Here is a 23071-nt window from a genome sequence, read left to right on the forward strand (position 1 = left end):
TAAAGAGAACGTGATGCACTCCGGTGTGCCGGGGCCTTTCCACCGAGAGGATGTCCGATGGGTACGCTCGGTTTCTGGAGGCTGGCGCAGGCGGACCCCGAGTGGGTGGCCGCCGTCGACCCGGACGGCACCGAACACCGCGCCGGTGACCTGCTCGCCCGTGCCAACCGCCTCGTCCACGGCCTGAGAGAGCTCGGCCTCAAGGCGGGCGACGGCATCTGCGGGCTCATGCCCAACGGCTCCGACGGGCTCGTCCTCTACCTCGCCGCCCTACAGGCCGGCTGGTACTACACGCCGATCAACTGGCACCTCACCGGCCCTGAGATCGGCTACATCGTCGCCGACAGCGAGGCGCGCGCCTTCTTCGTCGACGAGCGCTACGCCGAGGAGGGCCTGCGCGGCGCCGCAGAGTCGGGCATCGCCCCCGGCCGCGTCTTCACGTTCGGGCTGGTCGAAGGGGCGCGGTCCGTCTCGGAGCTGGCCGAGGGGCAGCCGGACACCATCCCGGCCGGCCGTACGGCGGGCGCCACCATGCACTACACCTCCGGCACCACCGGCAGGCCCAAGGGGGTGCGCCGCCCGCTCAGCGGCCTGGACCCGGACGACGGGGCCGAGCTTATGACGTTCCTGCTCACCCTGTTCGGCATCACGCCGGGCAAGGAGAACGTCCACCTGGTCACCTCGCCGAACTACCACACCGCCGTCACCCAGTTCGGGGGGACGGCCCTGCAGATGGGGCACACGCTCGTCTACATGGACAGATGGGACGCCGAGGAGACGCTCCGGCTCTGCGAGAGGTACCGCGTCACCAACTCGCACATGGTCCCCACCCACTTCAAGCGCCTGCTCGCGCTCCCCGGCGACGTGCGGTCGAGGTACGACCTCTCCTCCCTCAGGTGGATGATCCACGCCGCGGCCCCCTGCCCGGTCCCCGTCAAGTGGGCCATGTTGGAGTGGTGGGGCGACTGCATCTACGAGTACTACGCGGCCACCGAGGGCGGCGGCACCATCGCCACCCCGGAGGGCTGGAGGAAGCACCCCGGCACCGTCGGCACCGCCTGGCCGATCAGCGAGCTGCTCATCGTGGACGAGAACATGGAGCCCGTGCCGACGGGGACCCCCGGCACCATCTACATGAAGATGATGGGCGTGCGGTTCGAGTACAAGGGCGACCCGGCGAAGACCGAGGCCAACCGCCTGCGTGACCACTTCACCGTCGGCGACATCGGCTACCTGGACGGGGAGGGCTTCCTCTTCCTCTGCGACCGCAAGGCCGACATGATCATCTCCGGTGGGACCAACATCTACCCGGCCGAGATCGAGAACGAGCTGATGGTCCACCCCAAGATCGCCGACGTGGCGGTGTTCGGCATCCCCGACGAGGAGTGGGGCGAGCAGATCAAGGCCGTGGTCGAGCCCGCGGACGGCGTCGTCCCCTCGCCCGAGCTGGCGGCCGAGCTCATCGAGTCGCTGAGAGGCCGCCTGTCGAGGATGAAGTGGCCGAAGTCCGTCGACTTCATCGCGGAGATGCCCCGCGAGCCCAACGGCAAGCTCCTCAAACGCAAGCTGCGTGACCCGTACTGGAAGGGACACGAACGTGCCATCTAGCGAGGACACTCAGGCGCCCCTGCGGGCGCGGCACGTGCTGGAGTTCCCCGGCGGATACACGCGCACGACGGGACCGGTGATCGGGCGCTTCCTCACCGAGCTGCGGGACGGGCGGCTCGTCGGGGTCCGCACGGCGGCGGGGCGCACGCTGGTGCCGCCGCTGGAGTACGACCCCGAGACCGGCGACGCCGTGACCGGCGAGTTCGTCGAGGTCGGCCCCGCCGGAACCGTCGAGAGCTGGGCGTGGGTGACCAGCCCCAGGAAGGGCCACCCGCTGGACCGGCCGTTCGCCTGGGCCCTGATCCGGCTGGACGGCGCCGACACCTCGCTGGTGCACGCGGTGGACGCCGGGGACGTCAGGGCGATGCGCCCGGGGCTGCGGGTGCGCCCCCGCTGGCGGGCCGGGCGCACCGGGCACATCACCGACATCGAGAGCTTCGTCCCCGAGGTCACCAGGATCGTCTCCGAGGTCAGCGTCGAGTACACGGTGACGCCCGGCCTGGCGCTGGGCCGCTTCCTGGAGGGCGTCGCCGAGGGCGTCCTCATCGGCTGCCGGTGCGGCACCTGCCACAAGGTCTACGTGCCCTACCGGCTGTCGTGCCCCGAGTGCGGGGTCACGATCACCGAGGAGATGGTCGTCCCGGACACCGGCACGATCACCACCTTCGCCATCAACAACCTGCCCGACCCGCGCGCCCCCGAGGTGCCGTTCGTCTCGGCGTACATCCAGCTCGACGGCACCGACGTCCCGATGATCGCCCTGGTCGGCGGGATCGCGGCCCACGAGGTGCGCCAGGGCATGCGGGTGCGGGCCGTGTGGGTGCCCGAGGAGGAGCGGACGATGTCCATGTCGAACATCAAGTGGTTCGCCCCCACCGGCGAGCCGGACGCGGAGCTCTAGATGCGGGAGATAGCGGTCGTCGCGTTCGCGCAGACCCGGCACAGCGCCGTCGACGAGGGACAGAACGACTCCGAGCTCATCCTGCCCCCGCTGGAGGAGGTGAGGGCCGCCACCGGGCTGCGGAGGTTCGGCTTCACCTGCTCGGGGTCGTGCGACTACCTGGCGGGCGCGCCGTTCTCCTTCGTCTCCGCGCTCGACGCGCTCGGCGCCTGGCCGCCGATCTCGGAGAGCCACGTCGAGATGGACGCGGCCTGGGCGCTGTACGAGGCCTGGGTCAGGCTCCAGCACGGCGACGTCGACTCGGCCCTGGTCTACGGCTTCGGCAAGTCCTCCCAGGGGGATCTGCGGGAGATCATGACGCTCCAGCTGGACCCGTACTACCTGGCTCCCCTCGGGCTGGACCAGGTCTCCTTCGCCGCGCTGCAGGCGTCGGCCACCGGGGCGGACCGGGCCGAACTGGACGAGATCGTGCGGCGCAGCCGGGCCGACGGCAGGGCCAACCCGAACGCCCTCGACCTGCCGGATCCCACCGGGGAGGAGACGGAGGTCGCGCCGCTGCGGCCGTACGACATCGCCCCGATCACCGACGGCGCCGCCGCGCTGGTTTTGGCGGCCGGTGACCTGGCCAGGGAGCTGTGCGAGCGCCCCGCGTGGATAACGGGGATCGCCCACCGCATAGAGCCGCATTACCTGGGCATGAGGGATCTCGCCCGGTCGACCTCCGCCGCCGACGCCGCACGAGCGGCGGGGGTCGGCAAGGGTGATGTCGACGTGGCGGAGCTGCACGTCCAGTTCAGCCACGAGGAGCTCATCCTGCGCGAGGCGCTGGAGCTCCCGGAGGGCACGCGCGTCAATCCCAGCGGCGGACCCCTCGCCGCCAACCCGGTCATGGCCACCGGCCTCATCAGGATCGGCGAGGCGGCCGGGCGCGTCATGGACGGCACCGCGAGCCGCGTCCTCGGGCACGCCACGAGCGGACCCTGCCTCCAGCACAACCTCGTCACCGTGATGGAGGCATGAGAAATGGAGCGAACCCGACGCAGTGAGCGGAGTGGATCGCGCGGCGGAGCAAGCGGTCCGCGCAGTGAGCGAGGAGCGGTGAGCGACCATGAGCAACGGAGCGAACCCGACGCAGTGAGCGGAGTGGACCGCGCGGCGGAGCAAGCGGTCCGCGCAGTGAGCGAGGAGCGGTGAGCGACCATGGGTAACCCCTGCGCTGTCATCGGTGTCGGCCAGACCCGCTACACGACCAAGCGGCACGACGTCTCCCTCGCCGGGCTGGTGCGCGAGGCGGCCCTGCGCGCGCTGGAGGACGCGGGCCTGACCTGGAAGGACATCGACGCGGTCGTCATCGGCAAGGCGCCCGACCTGTTCGAGGGCGTGATGATGCCCGAGGCCTACCTCGCCGACGCGCTGGGCGCCGCGGGCAAGCCGATGATGCGGGTCCACACCGCGGGTTCGGTCGGCGGGTCCACCGCGCTCGTCGGCGCCTCGCTGATCCAGGGCGGCGTGCACGACCGGGTGCTGGTGGTGGCGTTCGAGAAGCAGTCGGAGTCCAACGCGACCTGGGCGCTCTCCACCCACCTGCCGTTCAGCGCCTCGCTGGTCGTCGGCGCGGGCGGCTACTTCGCCCCGCACATCCGCGAGTACATCCGCCGCTCCGGCGCCCCCGGGCACATCGGCCACCTCGTGGCCGTCAAGGACCGGCGCAACGCCCTGAGGAACCCGTACGCCCACCTGAGGATCCCCGGCATCGACCAGAGAATGGTCGAGTCGACCCCGATGCTCTGGGAGCCGATCCGCTACCTCGACACCTGCCCGTCCTCCGACGGCGCCTGCGCGATGGTCCTGGCCGCGGAGGACAGGCTCACCGGCAGTACCCCCGCCTGGGTCCTCGGCGCGGCGACGCGCTCCGAGCCGATCTTCCGCGCGGGCCGCGACACCGTGAACCCGCAGGGCGGCAAGGACTGCGCGGCCGACGTCTACCGGCAGGCCGGGATCACCGACCCGCGCCGGGAGATCGACGTGGCGGAGGTGTACGTGCCGTTCTCCTGGTACGAGCCGATGTGGCTGGAGAACCTCGGCTTCGCCGCCGAGGGGGAGGGCTGGAAGCTCACCGAGTCCGGGGCCACCGCCCTGGACGGCGACATCCCGTGGAACGCCTCGGGCGGCGTGCTGTCGAGCAACCCGATCGGAGCCTCGGGGCTGATCCGGTTCGCCGAGGCGGCGCTCCAGGTGAGGGGGATGGCGGGGGAGCACCAGGTGGACGGCGCCAGGCGGGCCCTCGGGCACGCGTACGGGGGAGGCGCGCAGTTCTTCGCGATGTGGATGGTCGGCAGCGACAAACCCTGATCCCCCAGGAGGGGTGCGAATGGAGTTCAACCACGCGGATCTGTTCGAAGGACTCGCCGACGCGATCGGGGACCGCACGGCCGTCGTCTGCGGCGACCGTCACGTGACCTACGCCGAGCTGGACGCGCACGCCAACCGGCTCGCCCACTTCCTGGAGAGCAGGGGCGTGCGCCCCGGGCAGCACGTCGGGATCCACCTGTACAACGGCGTCGAGTACGTGGCCGGGCTGCTCGCCACCCTCAAGATCCGGGCGGTGCCGGTCAACGTGAACTACCGCTACGTCGAGGCGGAGCTGCTCTACCTCTACAACGACTCCGACATCGTGGCCCTGCTGTTCGACGTGGAGTTCGACGCCCGGGTGGCGGCCACGGCCCCGCACGCCCCCGCCCTGGAACACCTGGTCGCGGTGGGGGGACCGTCCGAGGTCGAGGGCGCGGTGCCGTACGAGGAGGCGCTGGCCGGGCAGCCGGAGACGCGCGGGTTCCCCGAGCGGTCGGGCGACGACCTCTACATCATCTACACCGGCGGTACGACCGGCATGCCCAAGGGCGTGATGTGGCGCACCGAGGACCTGTTCTTCGCCTTCGGCGGCGGCAACCCCTACGGCGAGCCGCGCGCCACCCCGGGCGAGGTGATCGAGGCGGCCGTCGCGGCGGGTGAGATGACCATGATGGCCGCGGCTCCCCTGATGCACGGCGCCGCCCAGATGGGCACCTTCATCGCCTGGTGCATGGGCGGCACGATCGCGTACGTCCGCAAGTTCGACGCGGCCGAGGTGCTGCGGACGATCGAGCGGGAGCGGGTCCTGACGCTCAACATCACCGGGGACGCGATGGCCCGCCCGCTGGCCGACGAGATCGCCACCGGCGCCTACGACCTGTCCTCGCTGTTCGTGCTGAGCTCCACCGGCGCGATCCTCAGCGGTTCCGTGCGCGAGCGCCTGGAGGAACTGCTGCCCGGCAAGATGATCGTCGACAGCTTCGGCTCCACCGAGTCCGGCTACACCGCCTCGGCGGTTCCCGGCTCCTCCCCCGAGTCCGGGCTGCGCTACCAGGCGAACCCCCACGCCGGCCTGGCCGTGCTCAACGCGGCCCTGGAACCGGTCAAGCCCGGCTCGGACGAGCTGGGCACCGTGGCCAGGAGCGGCCGCATCGCCTCCGGCTACTACAAGGACGAGGCCAAGACGACCCGCACCTTCGTGACGGACCGGGACGGCGTCCGCTGGCTGCTCACCGGTGACATGGCCAAGGTCGAGGAGGACGGCACCATCGCGATCTTCGGCCGGGGCTCCGCCTGCATCAACACCGGCGGGGAGAAGGTCTTCCCCGAGGAGGTCGAGGCGGTGCTCAAGGGCCACCCGGCGGTCTTCGACGCGGTCGTGACCGGTATCCCGGACGAGCGGTGGGGTAACCGGGTGGCGGCGGTGATCGAGCCGCGCCCCGGCACGGCGCCGACGGCCGGGGAACTCGCCGCCCACTGCCGGGGGAGGATCTCCGGCTACAAGGTGCCCAGGACCTTCGCCTTCGTCGACGAGATGGTCCGCTCCCCGGCGGGCAAGGCCGACTACCGCTGGGCCAGGAGAATCGCCGAGGCCGCCCGGACGACCGGGGTCTGACCCTTCACCGGTCGTCGTGACGTACGGCGGGTCCCGTCGTGGCGGGGTTTCCCGGAGAGATGCCGGTGTCCGCTTGACGGCCTGCCCGTCTGTCTCTCCGTTTGCTCGCCTGCCCGGCCGTCGTCCGTCTGTCCCTTCGCCTATCTGTCCGTCCGTCTGTTCAGCTGTCCGGCCGTTCAACCGTCCGGTTTCGAGGTGTCCGGTCTCCGCGAGGTCGCCTCGCCGGGGGTGGGGCGTGAACCGCGAGAGTGTCCGATCCGTTCCAAGGGTGTGATGCGCTTCCTGCTCGCCGCCGTGCTTCTCCTCCTGACCGGCTGCTCCGCGACCACCGGGACCAGCGCCGCCGTCGAGACCACCGCACCGACCGCACCGACCGCACCGACCGCGCCGAGCGAGACCATCGCGCTGACCGGGGCTCGGCCGGGTGACGTCGTGGTCCGGTTCGTCAGCTGCGGCGGGATGACGTGCGAGGGCGGCGACAGCATGGGCGTCACCGCCAACGGGCGGGCCGTCTCGCTGCGGGACGGCGAACTGGTCGTCGTCCCGCTTTCCGCGACCGAACTGCGCGACCTGCGGGCCGGGCTCATCGCGTCCCTGGCCGGGCGGGAGGGCACGATCGACCGTACGGGAGGGGCCACCGACCAGCCCTTCGCCGTCGTCACCGTGGTGGATCCCGGCGGGAAGAAGCACGAGACCCGGCTGGAGGGGACGCCGCTGGCGGAAGACGCGCCGATCGTCGCCGCGACCGAGCGCCTCTCGAAGCTGACCGCCAGGATCCGATCCACCGGCACCCCCGACCCCGCCGCGCCGATCACGGTGACGATGTACGAGGACCCGAGCGCCCGGCCCATCCGGCGGGCGACCTGGCCCGAGGGGATCACCACGCCGATCGAGGCCGCGTCCGGCGGCAATTTCGGCACCCGGACCTACCGGGGGGACGAGGCGAAGGCGCTGCGTACCGCCCTGGGCAAGGCCGGGGACAACGTGACGGTGACCACCAGAGGCAAGACCCTGATCGCCCGCTGGGAGGCGGTGCTTCCTTGATTTCGAGTGGAACCCGCGTACCGTCCCCGTAACGCGAGGGGTTGTATGGGTTGTATCCAGGGGTGAGCCGGTGCCGAATACCGGGGCAGGCGGCCCTTGCGCGTTCGGCTATCGCGCCTGCCCAGTCAGCACCTGCTGCCATATCTCCCGCGCCTCGCGAACCGTCCACCGCCCGGTGAAGGCATGTTCTGGCGGCCTGCGCTGGATCACCCTATGGATCATGTAGGTGCCGCCGCAGGAGATCAGCTCGTAGAAGACCGTCCGGCAGGAGCACGTGTGCTCTACGACGCGGTAACGCCCCTGCGGTACCGAATCCCAGTCGAGCGCCCGGCGCCACGCGACAACGCGTGCGGGGTGCGCGCTGACGCCGGGGCAGGGCCAGGCGCTGCGGGCGTCCAGCTCGCCGCTCGGAAGGTCGGGGGTGACTGGCATCGCGTGCTCCTCTCTGAGGTGCGGGGGGCCGGGCGACGACTCCCGGCCCCCCGCGCCTCGCCCCGCTGCGGCCCCTGGTCGCGCACCACCGCTTGCGGGGAGTGTGAGCGCGACGGCACGGGAGTCATGGTCGCCGTGCCGCCGCGCCGCTCATGGAGCCGTGGTCGGCTCGGTGTAGTGCTCGCCAAGCTGTTCGGCGATTCGGCGGGCGACCTGCGGCAGGTCGTCGGCCGGGGCGGACTCGGCGGGCTCCTCCATATGGACAGCGCCCCACGAGAAGAACTCGCCCTTGCGGTCGACTCATACGGTCAGCGTGTCGGCGCCGATCACGAGGCGGGGCTGCCCCTCGTCGTAGGCGATGGCGGGATAGATCCGGTAGTCGTGCAACTCGGTTCGTAGGTGCTGGAGGGCGGCGATGGCGCCGGGCAGCCAGGTAGCCGCGCTGAGCCGGTCGCTTGTCGGTGTGCCGTAGGGCGGGATCACGTCTGCTTCCTTCCGGTCAGCGCGGGACAACATCGCTGGCATCGTCGGGCAGGAGCGCGTCGGCCAGTAGCGGCAGCTCGCTTTCCAGCACGCTGGCGGCGGGGCGGGCGCGCAGGATCCGGTAGTGCTCGGCGAGTTGCTCGGCGGCGACGGGCAGCGTCAGTTCGGAGCTGAGCAGCGGGCTGCCCGCCCTGTTGAGCTCGGGGCTGGTCCACCAGAACGTCTCGCCATCGGTGTAGGCCAGGAGCCCACGGAAGACGGACACGATGGCGTTGCCGGAGGCGAGCTCGTGGACGTCGGCCTCGATGCCGTAGACGTCGCCCAGGATGGTGGCCAGGTCCCCGGCACGCTGTAGGGCGGGCGACGGTTCGGTGACGGGTGGCGCGGCGGCGAAGCGGCCGCAGCCGCTCACCGTAGTCCGGTCGAGAAGCGGAGCATTAGGGTTGTTCACGGGTCAGGAGGACCTTCCTGATCAAGGGGCCCGTCCTGGCGCGCAATGCCATGGGCGGGCTTCGTCTTTCATGGTGACTCCATGAGAACGCTGCGTGATCGCCTTACAACAGGGGATACTTTGGACGGGGCGGATATCCCCCTGTATCCCCTGTGCCCTTGAGGTGCGCGCATGAATGATCTTCCTGTGTGGGCCGTGCGGTTGCGCGAAGAGCGACGGTCGCAGAAATGGTCACAGAAAGACGTGGCCCGGCAGCTGATCGATGCGGCAAGCGGTCGCACCCGGGCACACATGCCGACTCACGAATCGTTGGCCCGCATGGTCCGCACATGGGAGGCCGCTCAGCATCGGCCGAGCGAGCCTTATCCGCAGCTGCTCGCGCAGATCTTCGAGGTCACCGAGGAAGAGTTGTTCGCCGATTCGCCGGATGTCGCCGACTCGGGGGAAGTGTCCGAGGGTAGTCTCGTCTGGAAGGCGTCAGATGGAGACGACGACATGGAACGCCGACGACTTTTGCAGCTTGCCGCCGCCAGTGCCGGGATCGGGATACTCGGCGCTTCCGGTGAGCCGGTTCGCCAGCTTCTCGACCTGTCCCTCGACCATGGTTTCCGAAGCGGCGAGGAGTGGGAGATGTCCGCCGCCGACCACTTGCACGCGCTTCGCACCCGGCCTCCCGCGCAGGTGGCGGCCGATCTCATCATCGACCTGCTCACGGTACGGCGGCAGATGGAGGCGTCGTCTCCCGCCGAGGTGACCGAGCTGCAGCGGACCCTGGCCATGCTGGCCAGCATTCACGCCAACGCGTTGACCCGCCTGGGGGATCACGGGGCCGCCGTCCGCTGGTGGCGTACCGGTCGGAGCGCGGCCGACGCCTCCGGGGATCGGGAGCTGCGTCTGCTGGTTCGTGCCGAGGAGGCAGGCCACGGGCTCTACGGGCAGCGCGCCCCGGAGACGGTCATGCGCCTCGTCAACATCGCGGAGCAGGTCGCCGGCGGCCCCTCCGTCGACTTGCTGACCACCCGGGCGAAGGCCCTCTCCCTGCTCGGCAAACACGCCGAGGCGTGTGAGACGTTGGACGTCCTTGTCGGGCTGACGGAGAAGGGGGGCCGCGGGGATTCTCTCGGATTCTGGAAAGAGAACCAGATCTACTTCGCGCAGAGCTGGGTCTATGCCGGTGCCGGCGACGAGGCCAAGGCCGGCGCGGCCCGGGAGAACGTGCTCAGGCTGACCAGCGACTACCAGTACCAGGCCAATGTCGCTCTGCATGAGGCGCTCTGCACGGTCGTCCAGGGCGCCGTTGACGAGGGAGTCCGTCGGGCAGCGGCGGTGATAGATCCTCTCCCCGTCGCCTACCGCAGCAACCACATCATCGAGACCGGGCGGATGCTGCTGCGTGCCGTACCTCTCGACCAGCAGGACCGCCCGGCTATCGGCGAGTTTCGTGAAGTGCTGGCCATCGAGGCCGCGACGTAGTTTCCGGTCGCGGGAGTGCGACGCTTCGTCCACCGACCGCTGGACGAAGCGTTACTTCTTCCAGCCGATACGAGGCTGGGCGACATCGCAGTGGTCAGCGCGGCCGTCGCTGTGACCCACATCGGCCGAGCGCTGGAACCACGCCGACGGACCAGCACGCGCAGCCTCGCCCTGGACCGAGTCGGGCTTGCCCAGGCGCACCCGCCGTCATTTATGAGCTGACCAACCCGTGGAATTCCGGCCCTGTCGAAGGCCGTGTCAACCACATCAAAATACAGATGTTCGGACGGGGCGGCCTGCCGATTTCGCGGAAACGAGTCCTGCTCACCGTCCGGGGACAAGGCGCGGAACTTTTCGGTGTGCGCCATGTCGGGCAATGCGGTGGGTGTGGCGGCGGGCTGCTCTGCTTCGACGGTCTTGGTGACGGCGACCTGGGGAGCCGGTGTGATGGTGACCTGAAGGGCGGGAAAGCGGGTGATGGCATTCGGCGCATCACCCGCTCAGACCGTGCCCGTGCTTCACCCAGCCGCGATCACAGAGCGGCCGAGGTCTTTTCCAGGATGACTGCGAGCTCCTTGTAGTCGACTTCCTGCTCTTCCTTGATGTCGACGGTCTTGCGATCGCCGTCGCCCATCGCCCGGATGAATCCGGCCACCGCGGGAATGTCCGTCGCGTTGAACATCATGAACGAGACCTTGTCCTTGGAGACCGCGACGACCGCCGCGTAATGCCCGTTCTTGAGATAGTGCGGCTTGCCGTACTGCAACCGTTCCTCGACGGCGGGAACGGTTTCCATGATCATCGCGCGCAGCTTCTCGAAAACGGCGATCTGCCAGGGCTTCTTGCCGTTTATGTATTGCGTTACTTCGTCGTTCATGTCATCCCCATGCGTCCGTGGACTCCCAATATAAGGCCCCGCGGACCGGGGCCGCCCAGCCGGCAGATCTAGACTCTGTGCTCCTCGGAACCGGACAGCGCCGCCACCGTGCGCCGCTGGGTGCTGGAGTCCGTCGACCTTCTGGCCGCCCGCGCACCACGGCTGGACCGCGTCCTGAACAAGACCGCCAAGCAGGGCGGTGAGGTCGTCTTACTCGATGGCGCCCTGGTACGCACCAGAGCCCTGACCGGCAAACGGTCGGCACAGGCGAGGCGCGACAAGCTTTGGACAAGCCGGCGTGGCTAACGTGCACCGTAGCTAAGTCGGGAGTTGCCATGTCTTCTTCGGTGTCAGCCGGTCCGCGAATTCGTTTGGGCAAGAGAGATGGCGGCTCTTTCCAAATGGCATGCGGAGTGTTGATCGCGTTGAGCGGCGCGCTGACAGCCTTCGCCTTCAACACGATCTATGCGAAGGGCTGGATCGATCTGGAGGTTTACCGGGAAGGCGGAGCGGCGGTACTGGGGCGTACCTCTGTCTATGACTTGACTGTAGGTGGAAATTCACTGAAGTTCACCTATTCGCCGTTCGCGGCAATGCTGTTCACGCCTCTCGCCCTGGTCGGAATGGAGGTTTCCGCCGCCCTCTGGGTGCTGATCTGCATACTCGCCCTTGAGGTGTTGATATGGATTCTCGTCGGCCGTACTGCGGTGAGGAACCGTAGCCGCCGGGCAACTCACACGTTGTTGGTTGTTGTCGCGATACTTCCCTTGTACCCGGTAACGCTAACGCTGTGGAATGGGCAAATAGGTATTATTCTGCTACTAGCGGTAGTTGTAGATCTGACGCACGGCAAAGGAAAGTGGCGCGGCGTGATAACTGGCATTGTCGCCGGTATCAAGCTCACCCCACTGATATTCATTCCCTATCTTCTCGTCACGCGTCGCTTCCGGGCCGCCCTGATGGCCGGCCTCGGTTTTCTCGGCACGGTGATCCTCGGATTTCTGCTGCTGCCGGCCGATTCACGTGATTACTGGGGCGGTGCATTTTTCGACACGCAACGGGTGATCGCCGGGCAGGAGGTGAATTTTTTCAATCAATCGATTCGCGGCGTGCTCATGCTCCTGCCCGACTCTTGGCCCATCGTGCCTCTCTGGCTCGCCCTGTGCGCGGTAGTCGGCACGGGTGGGCTTCTGGTCGCCGCATGGACCGCGAAGAAGGCGGGCGAGCTCGCCGGAATCACCGCCTGCGCCATCGTGGGGCTGCTTGTCTCACCCGTTTCCTGGCCGCACCATTGGGTCTGGTGCATACCGCTCCTGGTGCTGTGGGCACAGCGCGCCCAGCGCGTGGACGCCACGCTTGAGAAGGTGGGCGTGGGGTTCTTGTGGTTCATCTTTCTACTGCCTGGATATGTCGCCCTGGCGATACTTTTTATATATCCATCCCACGTCGGAACGTGGCTGATGTTGCTGACGGGTAGTTATGTGCTCAGCGGATTGTCGACGTTGCTGGCGCTTGCGGTTTATTTCGGCCGGAGCGATTGGCGGCAAAGAAGGCGCGGGTCGGCCGACGGCTAGAGACCTTCAACGGTCAGGGTTACATGACCTGACCTCGGCGTGAGTTGGCAGCCGGTCGTCGCGAAATCACCTGAAGTGCATGGGGTGTCCCGATGGCGGTGGCTTGACCGCCGAACAGCGATCACGTCGCGAGCAGGTACGGATGCAAGCGGCCGACCGCTTCGCCGAAGGCGCGACCGATGCCCAGGTCGCGCGGGAGTCTCGCGCTTCGCGGATGTCGGCCAACCGGTGGCGACGGGCGCTGTGCAGCGGTGGTCGCCAGGGGTGTGGTGGGAGACGCCTCGAATGCCTGGCCGGATGACACGGTCTGCGGCCTGGATGACACGATCTGTTGCTTGATGGGTTGCTTCAGGGCATGGTCGACGAGGGCGAGCGGATCCGTGCTGGGTGGCCACTGTGATGGAAAGCGCTTACCGTAGGAGAGTGGCCTGGCGTGGCAGGCTCCGTTGAGGAAAGGCTTTCGTTGTGATCCACTCAGTTGACCCCAGGACCGGCGAGTTCGTCGGGGATCCCTTCCCCCTGACCTCGGACGACGAGGTGGACGCGATCGTCGGGGCGGCTCTCGCGGCCGGGACCGCCTGGCGGTCCGCGGACCGGGCGGCGGCGCTCGACGCGGTCGCGGCGGCGCTGGAGGCGAACGTCGAGGAGCTCTGGCGGGCGGCCGACGCGGAGACCGCGCTCGGGGAGACCCGGCTGCGCGGAGAGGTGGCACGGGCCGCCGGTCAGTTCCGGCTCTTCGCCCAGGTGCTGCGGGACGGCGGGCACGTGGAGGCGGTGATCGACCACGCGACGGCCCAGCCGCCGGTCCCCGACCTGCGGCGGATGAACCACCCCCTGCCCGGCGTGGCCGGGGTCTTCGCGGCGAGCAACTTCCCGTTCGCCTTCTCGGTCGCGGGCGGTGACACGGCCTCGGCGCTGGCCGCCGGATGCCCGGTGGTGGTCAAGGCCCACGACGGGCATCCGGCCACGTCGGAGCTGTCGTGGCAGATCATCCAGCGCGCCCTGCCCGACCCGGCCCTCCTCGGCCTGGTCCGCGGGCTCGACGCGGGAAAGCGGCTGGCCGGGCACCCGTCCGTGGTGGCCGTCGGGTTCACCGGCTCCATCCCCGGGGGCAAGGCCATCCAGGCGCTCATCGCCGAGCGTCCCGACCCCATCCCGTTCTACGGCGAGCTGGGCAGCGTCAACCCCGTCGTCGTGCTGCCCTCGGCCGCCCGCGACGGCCTCGCCCAGGGGTTCGCCGCCTCGCTCACCCTCGGCACCGGCCAGTTCTGCACCAACCCCGGGCTGGTGTTCGTCCCCGACGACGCGGACCTCCTGGTGTCCATCTCCGAGGCGGTCTCCGAGACCGTGGGCGGCCCGATGCTCACCGAGCGGATGCAGGGCGGCTTCCTGCGCGGGCTGGCCAGACTCGGCAAACTCACCCCGCTCGCCGAGGGGCGGCCGGGCGAGGGGGCGTTCGCGGTGACCCCGCAGGTCTTCGTCACCGATCTGGCCTCGTTCGCCGCGGACCTGCCCGATCTCGTGGAGGAGTGCTTCGGCCCGGCCGCCGTCGTGGTGGTCTACACCGACCCCGCGGACCTGCCTCCCGTGCTGGAGAGGCTGGACGGCTCGCTGACCGCCACGATCCACGCGACCGACCCCGCCGAGGCGCGCGAGAGTGCCGAGGTGCTGCTCAGGAAGGCGGGACGGCTGATCTGGAACGGCTGGCCGACCGGTGTGGCGGTCCGCTGGGCCATGCACCACGGCGGTCCCTGGCCCGCCAGCACGGCCGCCGCCCACACTTCGGTCGGCGCCGCCGCGATCCGCAGGTGGCTGGTGCCCACCGCCTACCAGGACTGGCCGGCCGAGCTCCTGCCGCCGGAGTTGCGCGACGACAACCCCCTGGGCATCCCGCGCCGGGTCGACGGGGTCCTCGTCGAGGGACGCGCCTGACATCGCCTGACATCGCCTGACATTCCGGCAGACCCGGGTGGCTCGTCGTTCACGAGCCACCCATTCAGGCGAGGACCTGCGGAGGGACTTGAGCGACAACGGAACGGCCGATGACCCGTCAGGCGCTTCCCGGCCCCGCCGACATCGACGGGAGGGGTGAGGGGGTCACGAGTGGCGCTGAGCAGCTGCTGGCACGCAGCGTGTGGTTGGCTGCTCAGCTGGTGGGATGCCATCCGCGTACGGTGCGGCGGTGTGGCTTGGTCCGGTGTGAGCCGGAGTACGGTTTAGCCGTTTTCCTTCGCGATCGCTGCGCGTACGGCCGGGACGATCTCCCTGGCCCAGCGGCCGAGGGAGACGTCCTCGTGTGCGGCGTGGCCGGGCGGGAAGAGGATGAAGCCCGACGCGCCGTGCGTCAGCACGGCTGCGGTCAGTTCCTCGACCCACTGGCCGACGGAGCCGCCGATCCAGCGGCCGTCGCGGTCACGCGTGGCGGGCAGCGGCCGGTCGGTGATGCGTCCGGGGAAATTGAAGACCGTGCGGATCTCGCGCGGATCGCGGCCCACGGCCGTCGCCGCCTCGTCGATGACCGGCCGCGACACCCGGTATCGCTCGCTGAGCCAATCCGCCGCGTGGCCAGGGACCCAGCCGTCGGCCACCCGGCCGGTGGCGGCCAGGGATTTCGGGCCGACCGATCCGGTCCACACGGAAGGCGCGGCCACAGGAGCAGGCTCGATCTGGTCCACCTGGTAGTGGCGGCCCCGGTAGGTGACCGGCGGACCGCCACCCGACAGCATTTTGACCAGGACGATCGCCTCCTCGAAGGCGTTCACGGCATCGCCCGGCGACAGCCGCGGCACCCCCATGTCGGAGATTCGATCCCACAGCCCGCCTGCGCCCATGCCGAGCACGATGCGACCGCCCGACAGCGCCGACAGCGACGTCACCATTCGCGCCAGCATGGGAGCAGGCCGGGTTGGCAGGTTGGTGACGTTGGCGAAGCCGGAGATGTGCTGCGTACGTCCGAGGATGAATCCGAGGGAGGCGTAGGCGTCCAGGCGCCCGCCGATGTAGGGATGATCCGACAGCGAGAAGATGTCAAGTCCGTCACGGTCGGCCTGCTGAGCCATGCGCAGCAGCTCCGACACCTCGTCGATGCCGGTATGCGCGCCGAAGCCGAAGACGACTTCTTGTACAGACAATGCTTTTCCTTTGTAGTCCACGTGTTCCAGCCCTTCAGGCGGTGCCGAACTGTTCGGCCATGCGGTCGGTGAACAGGTCGGCGCTCTTGTACTCGATGACCGTCGTAGCCGGGACGACGGCCGGGCCGTCGGGTGTGGGCAGTTGGCCGACACCGCCACGCGGTCCGAGCGGGAGCAGGATCATGGGATGAGGTGAGGGCTGGTAGGTGCCCGTGGGCTCCTCGCCGCGCAGTTGGGCGATGATGTTCCGCACCACCACCTCGGCGTGTTGCATCGCGTACCCGGCCATCTTGGCCTCGGCGACATCGGTGATGTCGCCGATCGCGTAGACGTGGTCGTACCCGTGGACGTTGAGGGTCTCGGTGACGGGGACCTGTTCCTGTGGGGTGCGGGTCGTGAGCCGGCCGTCGGCGAGGTAGTCGCTGTTGACGTGCACGCCGTAGGCGCGGAACCAGATGTCGGCTGTGATCTCCTGCCCGCCGGTGGTGGTGACGGTGAAGGTCCCGGCCTGACCCGGCTCGGTCGGCGGTGGCGCGGTCAGGCCGGTGCCCAGCCGCACCTGGATGCCCAATTCATCAAGTCGGCGGTGCAGCTCCTGGCGCAGCTCCAGCTGGAACGCGGGCAGAAGCCGCTCGGCCGGGTCGACGATGGTCACGCGCTTGTGCGGCCAGACCTCCTTGATTTCCCCGGCCAGTTCCAAACCGACCGGCCCGGCGCCGAGGATCAGCACCCGCTCGGCATCAACCAGTTCCTTGTGGGTCCGGCGGAGGTCGTCCAGGACTTCGCCAGTGGAGTCGGCGTTGGGTTTGGCCGGGTAGGCGTAGCTGGAGCCGGTGGCCAGGATGAGATAGTCGGCCTCAACACGCTGACCTGAGGCCAGGGTGACGCCGCCGGGGTCCACGGAGACCGCACGGTCGCGAATCACCGTGCCCCGCGTCAGCCACTCGTTGTAGGGGAAGAACATGTTGCCCGCCCAGTCGGGCTGGGTCAGCGCCCGCAGCGACCCCGCCGAGTTGACGAACGCGTCCCGGGGATCGATGAGGATGACGTCGGCCTCGGAGTCCAGCGCCTTGGCAGCCGCCGAACCTCCGTAACCTCCGCCGATGACCACAACTGTACGATTCATGATTTACGCTCCCCGCAGACAAAGAGTTGAGTTCGCTCCACGAACTATATTAGTTCGTGGCACGAACTGCAATCTTGGCTGCGGGCGACGGGGCGGTCTTAGCGCTTGCGATCGGCGGCGGCTGCTTCGTCGGGTTCCAGGAAGACCGCGGGAACCTCGTTGTCCAGCACGACGCGGCCGAGCAGGCCGGCGAGCGTGTCGCGTTCGGCGGTGGCGAGTCCCGCGGTCAGCTTCTCGATCCGCCGGCAAGTCTCGGCATAGAACTCTCCTGCGAGCCTGCCGCCCTGCCGGGTGAGCGCGACCCGCACCGCGCGCATGTCCTGTGGGTCCGGTTCGCGCTGGACCATGCCGTTGCGCTCGGTGCGGTCCACCAGGCCGGTAAGGCTCGACTTGGCCAGCCCCAACATCGCACCCAATTCACTCATGCCGTACGGCTGGACCATCAGCACGCACAGCAACTGTCCCTGCTGCGAGGTGAGGCCATACTCCCGGGCGGACTCGGCGTACACGGCATTCACCAAGAACGTGGACCGTACCAGCGCGGCCACAACCCCGATCTGGCCATCATCATGTTTACCCACTCGGCCAGGGTAACATTCAAGCGCCTTGCAATTCGTGGGACGAACTATCTGGCGTTCTACACACGAGGGCGCATGGGGATGGCCGAGCGAAGGACGATGTTCGGGATCGGCGCCGCATCTCGACCGCGGTCGGCGACGCCTCGCGGACGTGCTTGATCACGGTTCGGTGTCGTGCGATCGGCCGATCTTGACGTGGGAGCACCCATAAGACGTTATTAGAACCTATGTTCCCATCTGTGTAGGAGGTCCTCGTGCGCCACACACTGGTTCGCCGATTAGCCGCTCACTGCGGCGCCGTCGGCCTGCTCACCGGCCTGCTCACTGTCGCGGCCCCCGCCGCCTCGGCGGCCGACACCACGACCGACCTCGGGGTGACCTTCGACTCCTACACCGCCGACCTGGCCGTCGGCGGCGGCCGGGTGTTCGTCCCCGCCGACGACCGGATCATCGTGGCCGACACCGGCGGAAACCTCACCGGCGGCGTCGTCACCGGCCTGTCCGGCGTCCGCGAGCTGGCCATGAACGCGGACGACACCCGCCTGTACGCGGCGCTCACCGGCTCGAACGAGGTGGCCGAGATCGACACCGCGAGCCTCGCCGTCACCCGGCGGATCGATCTGTCGGCCCACCCGTGCCCGTCCACCCTGGCATTGCTGGGCGAGCGGCTGTGGGTGGGGCACGGGTGCGACAACGGCTCTGGCGGCGTCGTCGGCCTGGATCTGAGCGCGGCCACACCGGCGCCGGTGGCGGTCGGGGGCGAGCACCTGCGCGCTCCCGTGCTCGCGGCCGCCGGCGACACGCTCGTGGTCGGCCGGACCAGCCTGCACCACGCCGACATGCTGGTCTACGACGTCGGCGGCGGCACCCCGGAGCTGCGCGGCACGATCGACGGCGAGGAGTGGCGCATGGACTACCTGCGCGACCTCGCCCTGACCTCCGACGGCACCACCCTGTTCTCCGCAGCCGACACCCCCGGTCACTTCACCAGGTACGACACCAGGACCCTGGCGGTGACCGGCACCTACGGCGACGGCTGGGACGGGTACCCGTCGGCCGTGGCGCTCGGCTCGGGCGGCGCCTACGTCGCCGCGGGACGCCAGTGGGGCAGCACCGACCTCACGCTCTACGACGCCGCGACCGGCGCGGCGATGTTCGCGGCCGACCAGCCGGACGCCGAACTGCTTCCGGACGGCGTCGCGTTCTCCGGCCCGGACGTCTTCGTGCTGCTGCGGAGCTCCGCGAACCGGCTGCTGCTGTGGCGGGTGACGGGCGTCGCGCTGCCGGCGTCCAATCTGACGGTGACGGCCCCGGCGCGCGCGTATGTCGGCTCGCCGGTCACCGTCGAGGGGCGGCTCACCCGCACCGACGGCAAGGCGCTCGGGCTCAAGCCGCTCGCGGTGACCCGGCGCCTGCTCGACGGGACGAAAGAGCCGATCACCGGCGTGACGACGCAGAAGAACGGCACGTTCACTTTCGAGGACACGCCGCCGGACATCGGTGAGGTGACCTACTCGGTGTTCTGGGACGGCGACGACCACTACCGCCGAAGCAGCGCCTCCGTCACCGTGACGGTCAGGCACAGATCCACCCTCACCATGGACGGGCCGCAGTCAGGCGTCGTCGGCACGGCCATGGAGCTGACCGGCGTGCTGACGGCGGGTGGCAAGCCGCCCTCGCCGGGGGCCACGCTCACCGTGCAGCGCAGCGTGTACGTCGACAACGTCAGCGATGGAAGCGTCAAGCTGCCGCCGGTGAGCGTGAACGCCGACGGCACGTACACGTTCACCGACACGCCCGCCATCGCCGGCAGGTACAGCTACCTCGCGTTGTGGTCAGGGGAGGCCACGGCCGGGCCGGCCAAGGCCACCCATCAGATCATGGTCGAGTGACCTGACGGCCGCGCGCGGCGTCCGGCCGCGCCGTGCCGCGTTCACCGCTTCGCGCCGGAGGACGGCCGCCCCACGCCGGGACGGCGCCCGCTCCAGGGCACCCGCAGCTCCGAGTAGAGCGCCAGCCGTTCCGCGCTCGCCGCCGTCAGCTCGGCGATCCTGGGCAGCACCCGGCGCTCGTCGCCGATCTCCTGGTACACGTCCGGTATGGCCAGCGGCTCGGGCGCCAGCCGCACCGCCTCCATGACGCGCATGAACCCCGCGGCCCTCTCCAGCGGTACGAGCAGGCCGGCGCCGTCGCGGATGTGCGCGACGAGGTTCTCCAGCAGGTCGGTCCTGGGGTGGACGACCGAGGTCCCGTCGAACTCGACCCGGTCCTCGGTGTAGGTCAGCCGGATCCGCCCGTTCTCGCCGTGCACGATCAGGTACGGCTCGTGCCGCCGGTCCGCGCACAGCGAGACCGCGACCGTCACCACGGTCCCGTCGTCCATCCGTACCCGTACGCACGAGGTGTCGTCCGCCTCGATCGCGTTGGCCCGGTAGAGCTCGACCTCGACGTTCTCCACCACCGCGCCGGAGACGGCCAGCGCGGTCGCGGTCGCGTGCGCGAGCGGGTTGGTGAGGACGCCGTCCCCCACGGGAACGCCGTCGACCTCGCGTCTTCCGGCCCACGGCACCCGCCCGTAGTAGGAGTAGGGGCGCTCCCACGCGCCCGCCGCGCCGATCCCGGTGACCCGGCCGATCGTCCCCTCGGCGACCATCCGCCGGGTCGCGGGGATCGCCTCCGAGCCCAGGCTCTGGAATCCCACCTGGCAGGCGAGCCCCGTCTCCCGGGCCACCGCGGCGATCCGCAGGTAGTCCGCGTACGTGGCGGCGGGCGGCTTCTCCAGCAGCACGTGCGACCCGGCGCGCAGCGCCTTCTCCGCCAGCTCGGCGTGGGTGTGGACGGGCGTGCACAGGATCGTCACCTCGGCGCCGGTACGCCCGATCAGGCCGACCAGGTCGCCGGAGAACTCCGCCCCCTCGGGCAGGTCGTCGACCGGCCGCACGTCGCACACCCCGGCCGGCTCCACCAGTCCGGCCTCGGCCAGCCGCCGCACGTTCGACAGGTGCCACCGGCCGTGCCCGTGCGCCCCGGCGAGCACCACGCGAACCGGTTCCATCACGCCACCTCCCATCGCAGTCCCGGGCGCCGGTGGTCTCCGGCGCGCGTCTCGCCCTTCTTCACCGGCGCCGTCCGCCCACCCGGTGGCCGGGCTCGCCGCGCGCTCGCGGGGCGGCCCGGACGGCGGCGTATCCGGGGATCCGCCGTGGTGATCGCCATCGCCGGCAACTCCCTCCGAATCGGCGTCAGGGCTGCAACCGGTTGCAAGAAACATTGATGACATCTGCCAGTAACGTCAAGGGCCCAATTTGGTAAAGCGCTTCCCATCTGCATATTTTTCGGTATTTGCGATCGCCAGAGCGGCGGGATTGCTCCGGTACCGTTTCGCAGACCACCCGATTCCGGCGTTGACAGTCGCGCAACCGCTTGCACTAATGTGCTTCAAGGCCCGGTGGAGGGCCAGGGCGAAGGAGCGCGGTGGCAGCGACGATCAGGGACGTGGCGCGGGCGTCGGGAGTGCACGTCTCGACGGTGTCCCGCACCTTCTCGGCGCCACACCTGGTGAACACCGAGACCCGCAACCGCGTGCTCGCCGTCGCCGAGGATCTCGGCTACCGGCCCAACCGCGCCGCGCGGGCCCTCACCACCGGCAGGACCCACAACATCGGCCTCATCGTCGCCGACATCTCCAACCCGTTCTTCCCGCCGCTGATCAAGGCCGCCCAGGCGCAGGCCAGGGCCCGCGACTACCACGTGTTCGTGGCCGACACCGACGAGGACCCGCAGGTCGAGGAGGAGCTGATCCAGACGCTCGCCAAGCAGGTCGACGGGGTCCTGCTCTGCAGCCCCCGGCTGTCCAACCGGGTCATAGAGCGGCTCCGCGCCGACGTGCCGTTCGTGGTGGTCAACCGGCGGGTGAAGGGCATGCCGACGATACTGATGGACGTCGGCCAGGGCGCCCGCCTCGCGATCGAGCACCTGATCCGGCTCGGCCACCGCAGGATCGCCCTGCTCTCCGGGCCGGTCGGCTCGTGGACCAGCGGCGAGATGCGCGCCGCCGCGACCGCGACGGACGGCGTCGAGCTGGTGATCCTCGGCCCGAACGCGCCCACCGAGCAGGGCGGCCTCGCCGTCGCCGCCGAGGTGGTCGCCGCCGGGGTGACGGGCGTGCTCGCCTACAACGACCTGGTGGCCATCGGGCTCATCGAGGGCCTGTACGAGCGCGGCGTGCGCGTCCCCGACGAGGTCAGCGTGGTCGGCGTCGACGACATCGTGCCCGGACGGCTGAACCGGCCCAAGTTGACCACCGTGGCCATGCCCACGGCCGCCGCCGGGCGGATGGCCGTGGACCTGCTGCTGCAGTCGTTCGACGACGGTGCCACCCCTACCCTGGCCACCCTGGACACCAGCCTGGTCGTCCGTGAATCCACCGGAGAGGCACGACAATGACCTTCGGAACCACCCCGTCGGGCGAGCGGGTCGAGCGGCACGTGCTGTCGAACGGGCCGATGCGCGCCGCGATCCTCAGCTACGGGGCGATCCTGCAGTCGCTGGAGGTCTCCGGCGTCGACGTGGTCCTCGGCTACGACAACCTCGGCGACTACCTGACGCGCAGCCGCTACTTCGGCGCCGTGGTCGGCCGGTACGGCAACCGCATCGCGGGCGGGCGCTTCACCCTCGACGGCCGCGACCACGAGCTGCCGGTCAACAACGGCCCCAACAGCCTGCACGGCGGGACGCACGGCTTCGACACCCGGGTCTGGCGGATCACCGCCGCCTCGGACACCGCCGTGACCCTGGAGCACGTCAGCCCGGACGGCGAGCAGGGCTACCCCGGCACGCTCACCGTCTCGGTCACCTACACGCTGACCGGCGACGCGATCCGGATCGACTACCACGCGGTCACCGACGCGCCGACCGTGCTGAACCTCACCAACCACTCCTACTTCAACCTCGCCGGGGGCGGCGACGTCCTCAAGCACGTGGTCCGCATCGACGCCGACCACTACCTGCCGGTCGACGCCACGCAGATCCCGACCGGGGAGCTCGCCCCGGTCGCCGGAACCCCGTTCGACTTCACCTCGCCGTACGAGATCGGCGAGCGGATCGCCGACCCCCTGCTGGGCGGCGGCTACGACCACTGCTACGTCCTGCGCGGCGGCATGGAGGTCCGCGAACCGGCCGGGGGGCTCACCATGGAGGTCACCACCACCGAGCCGGGCGTGCAGTTCTACACGGGCAACTTCCTGGACGGCGTCGCCACCGCGTACGGAAAGCACGCGGGCCTGTGCCTGGAGACCCAGCACTTCCCCGACTCGCCCAACCGGCCCCACTTCCCCTCGGTGGTCCTGCGCCCCGGCGAGCGGTTCGACTCCACCACCACCTACCGCTTCACCTGACGGGCACCGGGTCTGAGAGGCCTGAAGGGC

The 23071-nt window shown here is 69.6% G+C and carries 20 protein-coding genes and 1 pseudogene; 13 read left to right on the top strand and 8 right to left on the bottom strand.

Going from position 1 to position 23071, the window contains the following annotated elements:
- Positions 1-57: 57 nt before the first annotated feature.
- The 6 genes from OG587_RS14870 (at position 58) to OG587_RS14895 (ending at position 7520) form a co-directional block, all read left to right on the top strand.
- Positions 58-1608: an acyl-CoA synthetase gene (locus OG587_RS14870; RefSeq protein WP_329090660.1), complete on the top strand. Its 1551-nt coding sequence runs from the start codon at positions 58-60 to the stop codon at positions 1606-1608.
- On the top strand, positions 1598-2509 hold the full coding sequence (locus tag OG587_RS14875; RefSeq protein WP_329090662.1) for a Zn-ribbon domain-containing OB-fold protein: 912 nt from the start codon (positions 1598-1600) through the stop codon (positions 2507-2509). The genes OG587_RS14870 and OG587_RS14875 overlap by 11 nt, the downstream gene beginning before the upstream one ends.
- A complete protein-coding gene (locus OG587_RS14880) occupies positions 2510-3529 on the top strand; it encodes a thiolase domain-containing protein (protein ID WP_329090664.1) in 1020 nt (339 codons plus the stop codon).
- A gap of 180 nt (positions 3530-3709) precedes the next feature.
- Complete coding sequence (locus tag OG587_RS14885; RefSeq protein ID WP_329090666.1) at positions 3710-4861, top strand: thiolase domain-containing protein; 1152 nt, start codon at positions 3710-3712, stop codon at positions 4859-4861.
- Positions 4862-4880: 19 nt separating this feature from the next.
- Positions 4881-6476, top strand: coding sequence for an acyl-CoA synthetase (locus tag OG587_RS14890; protein WP_329090668.1), 1596 nt, complete (start codon positions 4881-4883; stop codon positions 6474-6476).
- Between the two features lie 273 nt (positions 6477-6749).
- Positions 6750-7520 carry a hypothetical protein gene (locus tag OG587_RS14895; protein ID WP_329090670.1) on the top strand — a complete coding sequence of 257 codons (771 nt, stop codon included), beginning with the start codon at positions 6750-6752 and terminating at the stop codon, positions 7518-7520.
- Between the two features lie 108 nt (positions 7521-7628).
- On the opposite strand, the gene OG587_RS14900 is transcribed toward OG587_RS14895, so the two are convergent.
- The 3 genes from OG587_RS14900 to OG587_RS14910 all read right to left on the bottom strand — a co-directional run bounded on the left by OG587_RS14900 (position 7629) and on the right by OG587_RS14910 (position 8886).
- Positions 7629-7952: a hypothetical protein gene (locus OG587_RS14900; RefSeq protein ID WP_329090672.1), complete on the bottom strand. Its 324-nt coding sequence runs from the start codon at positions 7950-7952 to the stop codon at positions 7629-7631.
- Positions 7953-8252: 300 nt separating this feature from the next.
- The gene (locus OG587_RS14905) at positions 8253-8435 is read right to left on the bottom strand and encodes a hypothetical protein (RefSeq protein WP_329090674.1); all 183 of its coding nucleotides are present in this window, start codon (positions 8433-8435) and stop codon (positions 8253-8255) included.
- Between the two features lie 16 nt (positions 8436-8451).
- Entirely contained in the window at positions 8452-8886 is a 435-nt protein-coding gene (locus tag OG587_RS14910) for a hypothetical protein (protein ID WP_329090675.1), read from the bottom strand.
- Between the two features lie 171 nt (positions 8887-9057).
- Here OG587_RS14910 and OG587_RS14915 point away from each other — a divergent pair, with 171 nt between their 5' ends.
- On the top strand, positions 9058-10359 hold the full coding sequence (locus tag OG587_RS14915) for a helix-turn-helix transcriptional regulator (RefSeq protein ID WP_329090677.1): 1302 nt from the start codon (positions 9058-9060) through the stop codon (positions 10357-10359).
- A gap of 532 nt (positions 10360-10891) precedes the next feature.
- Here the strand turns inward: OG587_RS14915 and OG587_RS14920 are convergent.
- Positions 10892-11236, bottom strand: a complete 345-nt coding sequence (locus tag OG587_RS14920) for a DUF1801 domain-containing protein (protein ID WP_329090679.1) — start codon at positions 11234-11236, stop codon at positions 10892-10894.
- Positions 11237-11571: 335 nt separating this feature from the next.
- Between OG587_RS14920 and OG587_RS14925 the strand changes: the two genes are divergently transcribed.
- The 3 genes and pseudogenes from OG587_RS14925 (at position 11572) to OG587_RS14935 (ending at position 14742) form a co-directional block, all read left to right on the top strand.
- Positions 11572-12810: a glycosyltransferase 87 family protein gene (locus tag OG587_RS14925; RefSeq protein WP_329090681.1), complete on the top strand. Its 1239-nt coding sequence runs from the start codon at positions 11572-11574 to the stop codon at positions 12808-12810.
- A gap of 79 nt (positions 12811-12889) precedes the next feature.
- Positions 12890-13066, top strand: a pseudogene (locus OG587_RS14930) (helix-turn-helix domain-containing protein); the annotation flags it as partial.
- A gap of 209 nt (positions 13067-13275) precedes the next feature.
- Positions 13276-14742, top strand: a complete 1467-nt coding sequence (locus OG587_RS14935) for an aldehyde dehydrogenase (NADP(+)) (protein WP_329090685.1) — start codon at positions 13276-13278, stop codon at positions 14740-14742.
- Positions 14743-15026: 284 nt separating this feature from the next.
- Here the strand turns inward: OG587_RS14935 and OG587_RS14940 are convergent, their stop codons facing one another.
- The 3 genes from OG587_RS14940 to OG587_RS14950 all read right to left on the bottom strand — a co-directional run bounded on the left by OG587_RS14940 (position 15027) and on the right by OG587_RS14950 (position 17648).
- Positions 15027-15941, bottom strand: a complete 915-nt coding sequence (locus OG587_RS14940; RefSeq protein WP_329090687.1) for an LLM class flavin-dependent oxidoreductase — start codon at positions 15939-15941, stop codon at positions 15027-15029.
- A gap of 34 nt (positions 15942-15975) precedes the next feature.
- A complete protein-coding gene (locus OG587_RS14945) occupies positions 15976-17067 on the bottom strand; it encodes an NAD(P)/FAD-dependent oxidoreductase (RefSeq protein ID WP_329090689.1) in 1092 nt (363 codons plus the stop codon).
- 98 nt (positions 17068-17165) lie between these two features.
- Positions 17166-17648 (bottom strand): MarR family winged helix-turn-helix transcriptional regulator, encoded by a 483-nt coding sequence (locus tag OG587_RS14950; protein ID WP_329090691.1) that lies wholly within the window; start codon positions 17646-17648, stop codon positions 17166-17168.
- A 251-nt stretch (positions 17649-17899) separates the two neighbouring features.
- On the opposite strand from OG587_RS14950, the gene OG587_RS14955 reads away from it, so the two are divergent.
- Positions 17900-19537 carry a YncE family protein gene (locus tag OG587_RS14955; RefSeq protein ID WP_329090692.1) on the top strand — a complete coding sequence of 546 codons (1638 nt, stop codon included), beginning with the start codon at positions 17900-17902 and terminating at the stop codon, positions 19535-19537.
- Between the two features lie 41 nt (positions 19538-19578).
- Here OG587_RS14955 and OG587_RS14960 read toward each other — a convergent pair whose 3' ends face one another.
- Positions 19579-20700, bottom strand: a complete 1122-nt coding sequence (locus tag OG587_RS14960) for a Gfo/Idh/MocA family protein (protein WP_329090693.1) — start codon at positions 20698-20700, stop codon at positions 19579-19581.
- Positions 20701-21119: 419 nt separating this feature from the next.
- On the opposite strand from OG587_RS14960, the gene OG587_RS14965 reads away from it, so the two are divergent.
- Positions 21120-22091: a LacI family DNA-binding transcriptional regulator gene (locus tag OG587_RS14965; protein ID WP_329090694.1), complete on the top strand. Its 972-nt coding sequence runs from the start codon at positions 21120-21122 to the stop codon at positions 22089-22091.
- Positions 22088-23041 (top strand): aldose epimerase family protein, encoded by a 954-nt coding sequence (locus OG587_RS14970; RefSeq protein WP_329090696.1) that lies wholly within the window; start codon positions 22088-22090, stop codon positions 23039-23041. Before OG587_RS14965 ends, OG587_RS14970 begins: the two co-directional genes overlap by 4 nt.
- Positions 23042-23071: the final 30 nt, after the last annotated feature.

This window comes from Streptosporangium sp. NBC_01469 (genome assembly GCF_036227305.1).
Lineage (GTDB): Bacteria > Actinomycetota > Actinomycetes > Streptosporangiales > Streptosporangiaceae > Streptosporangium.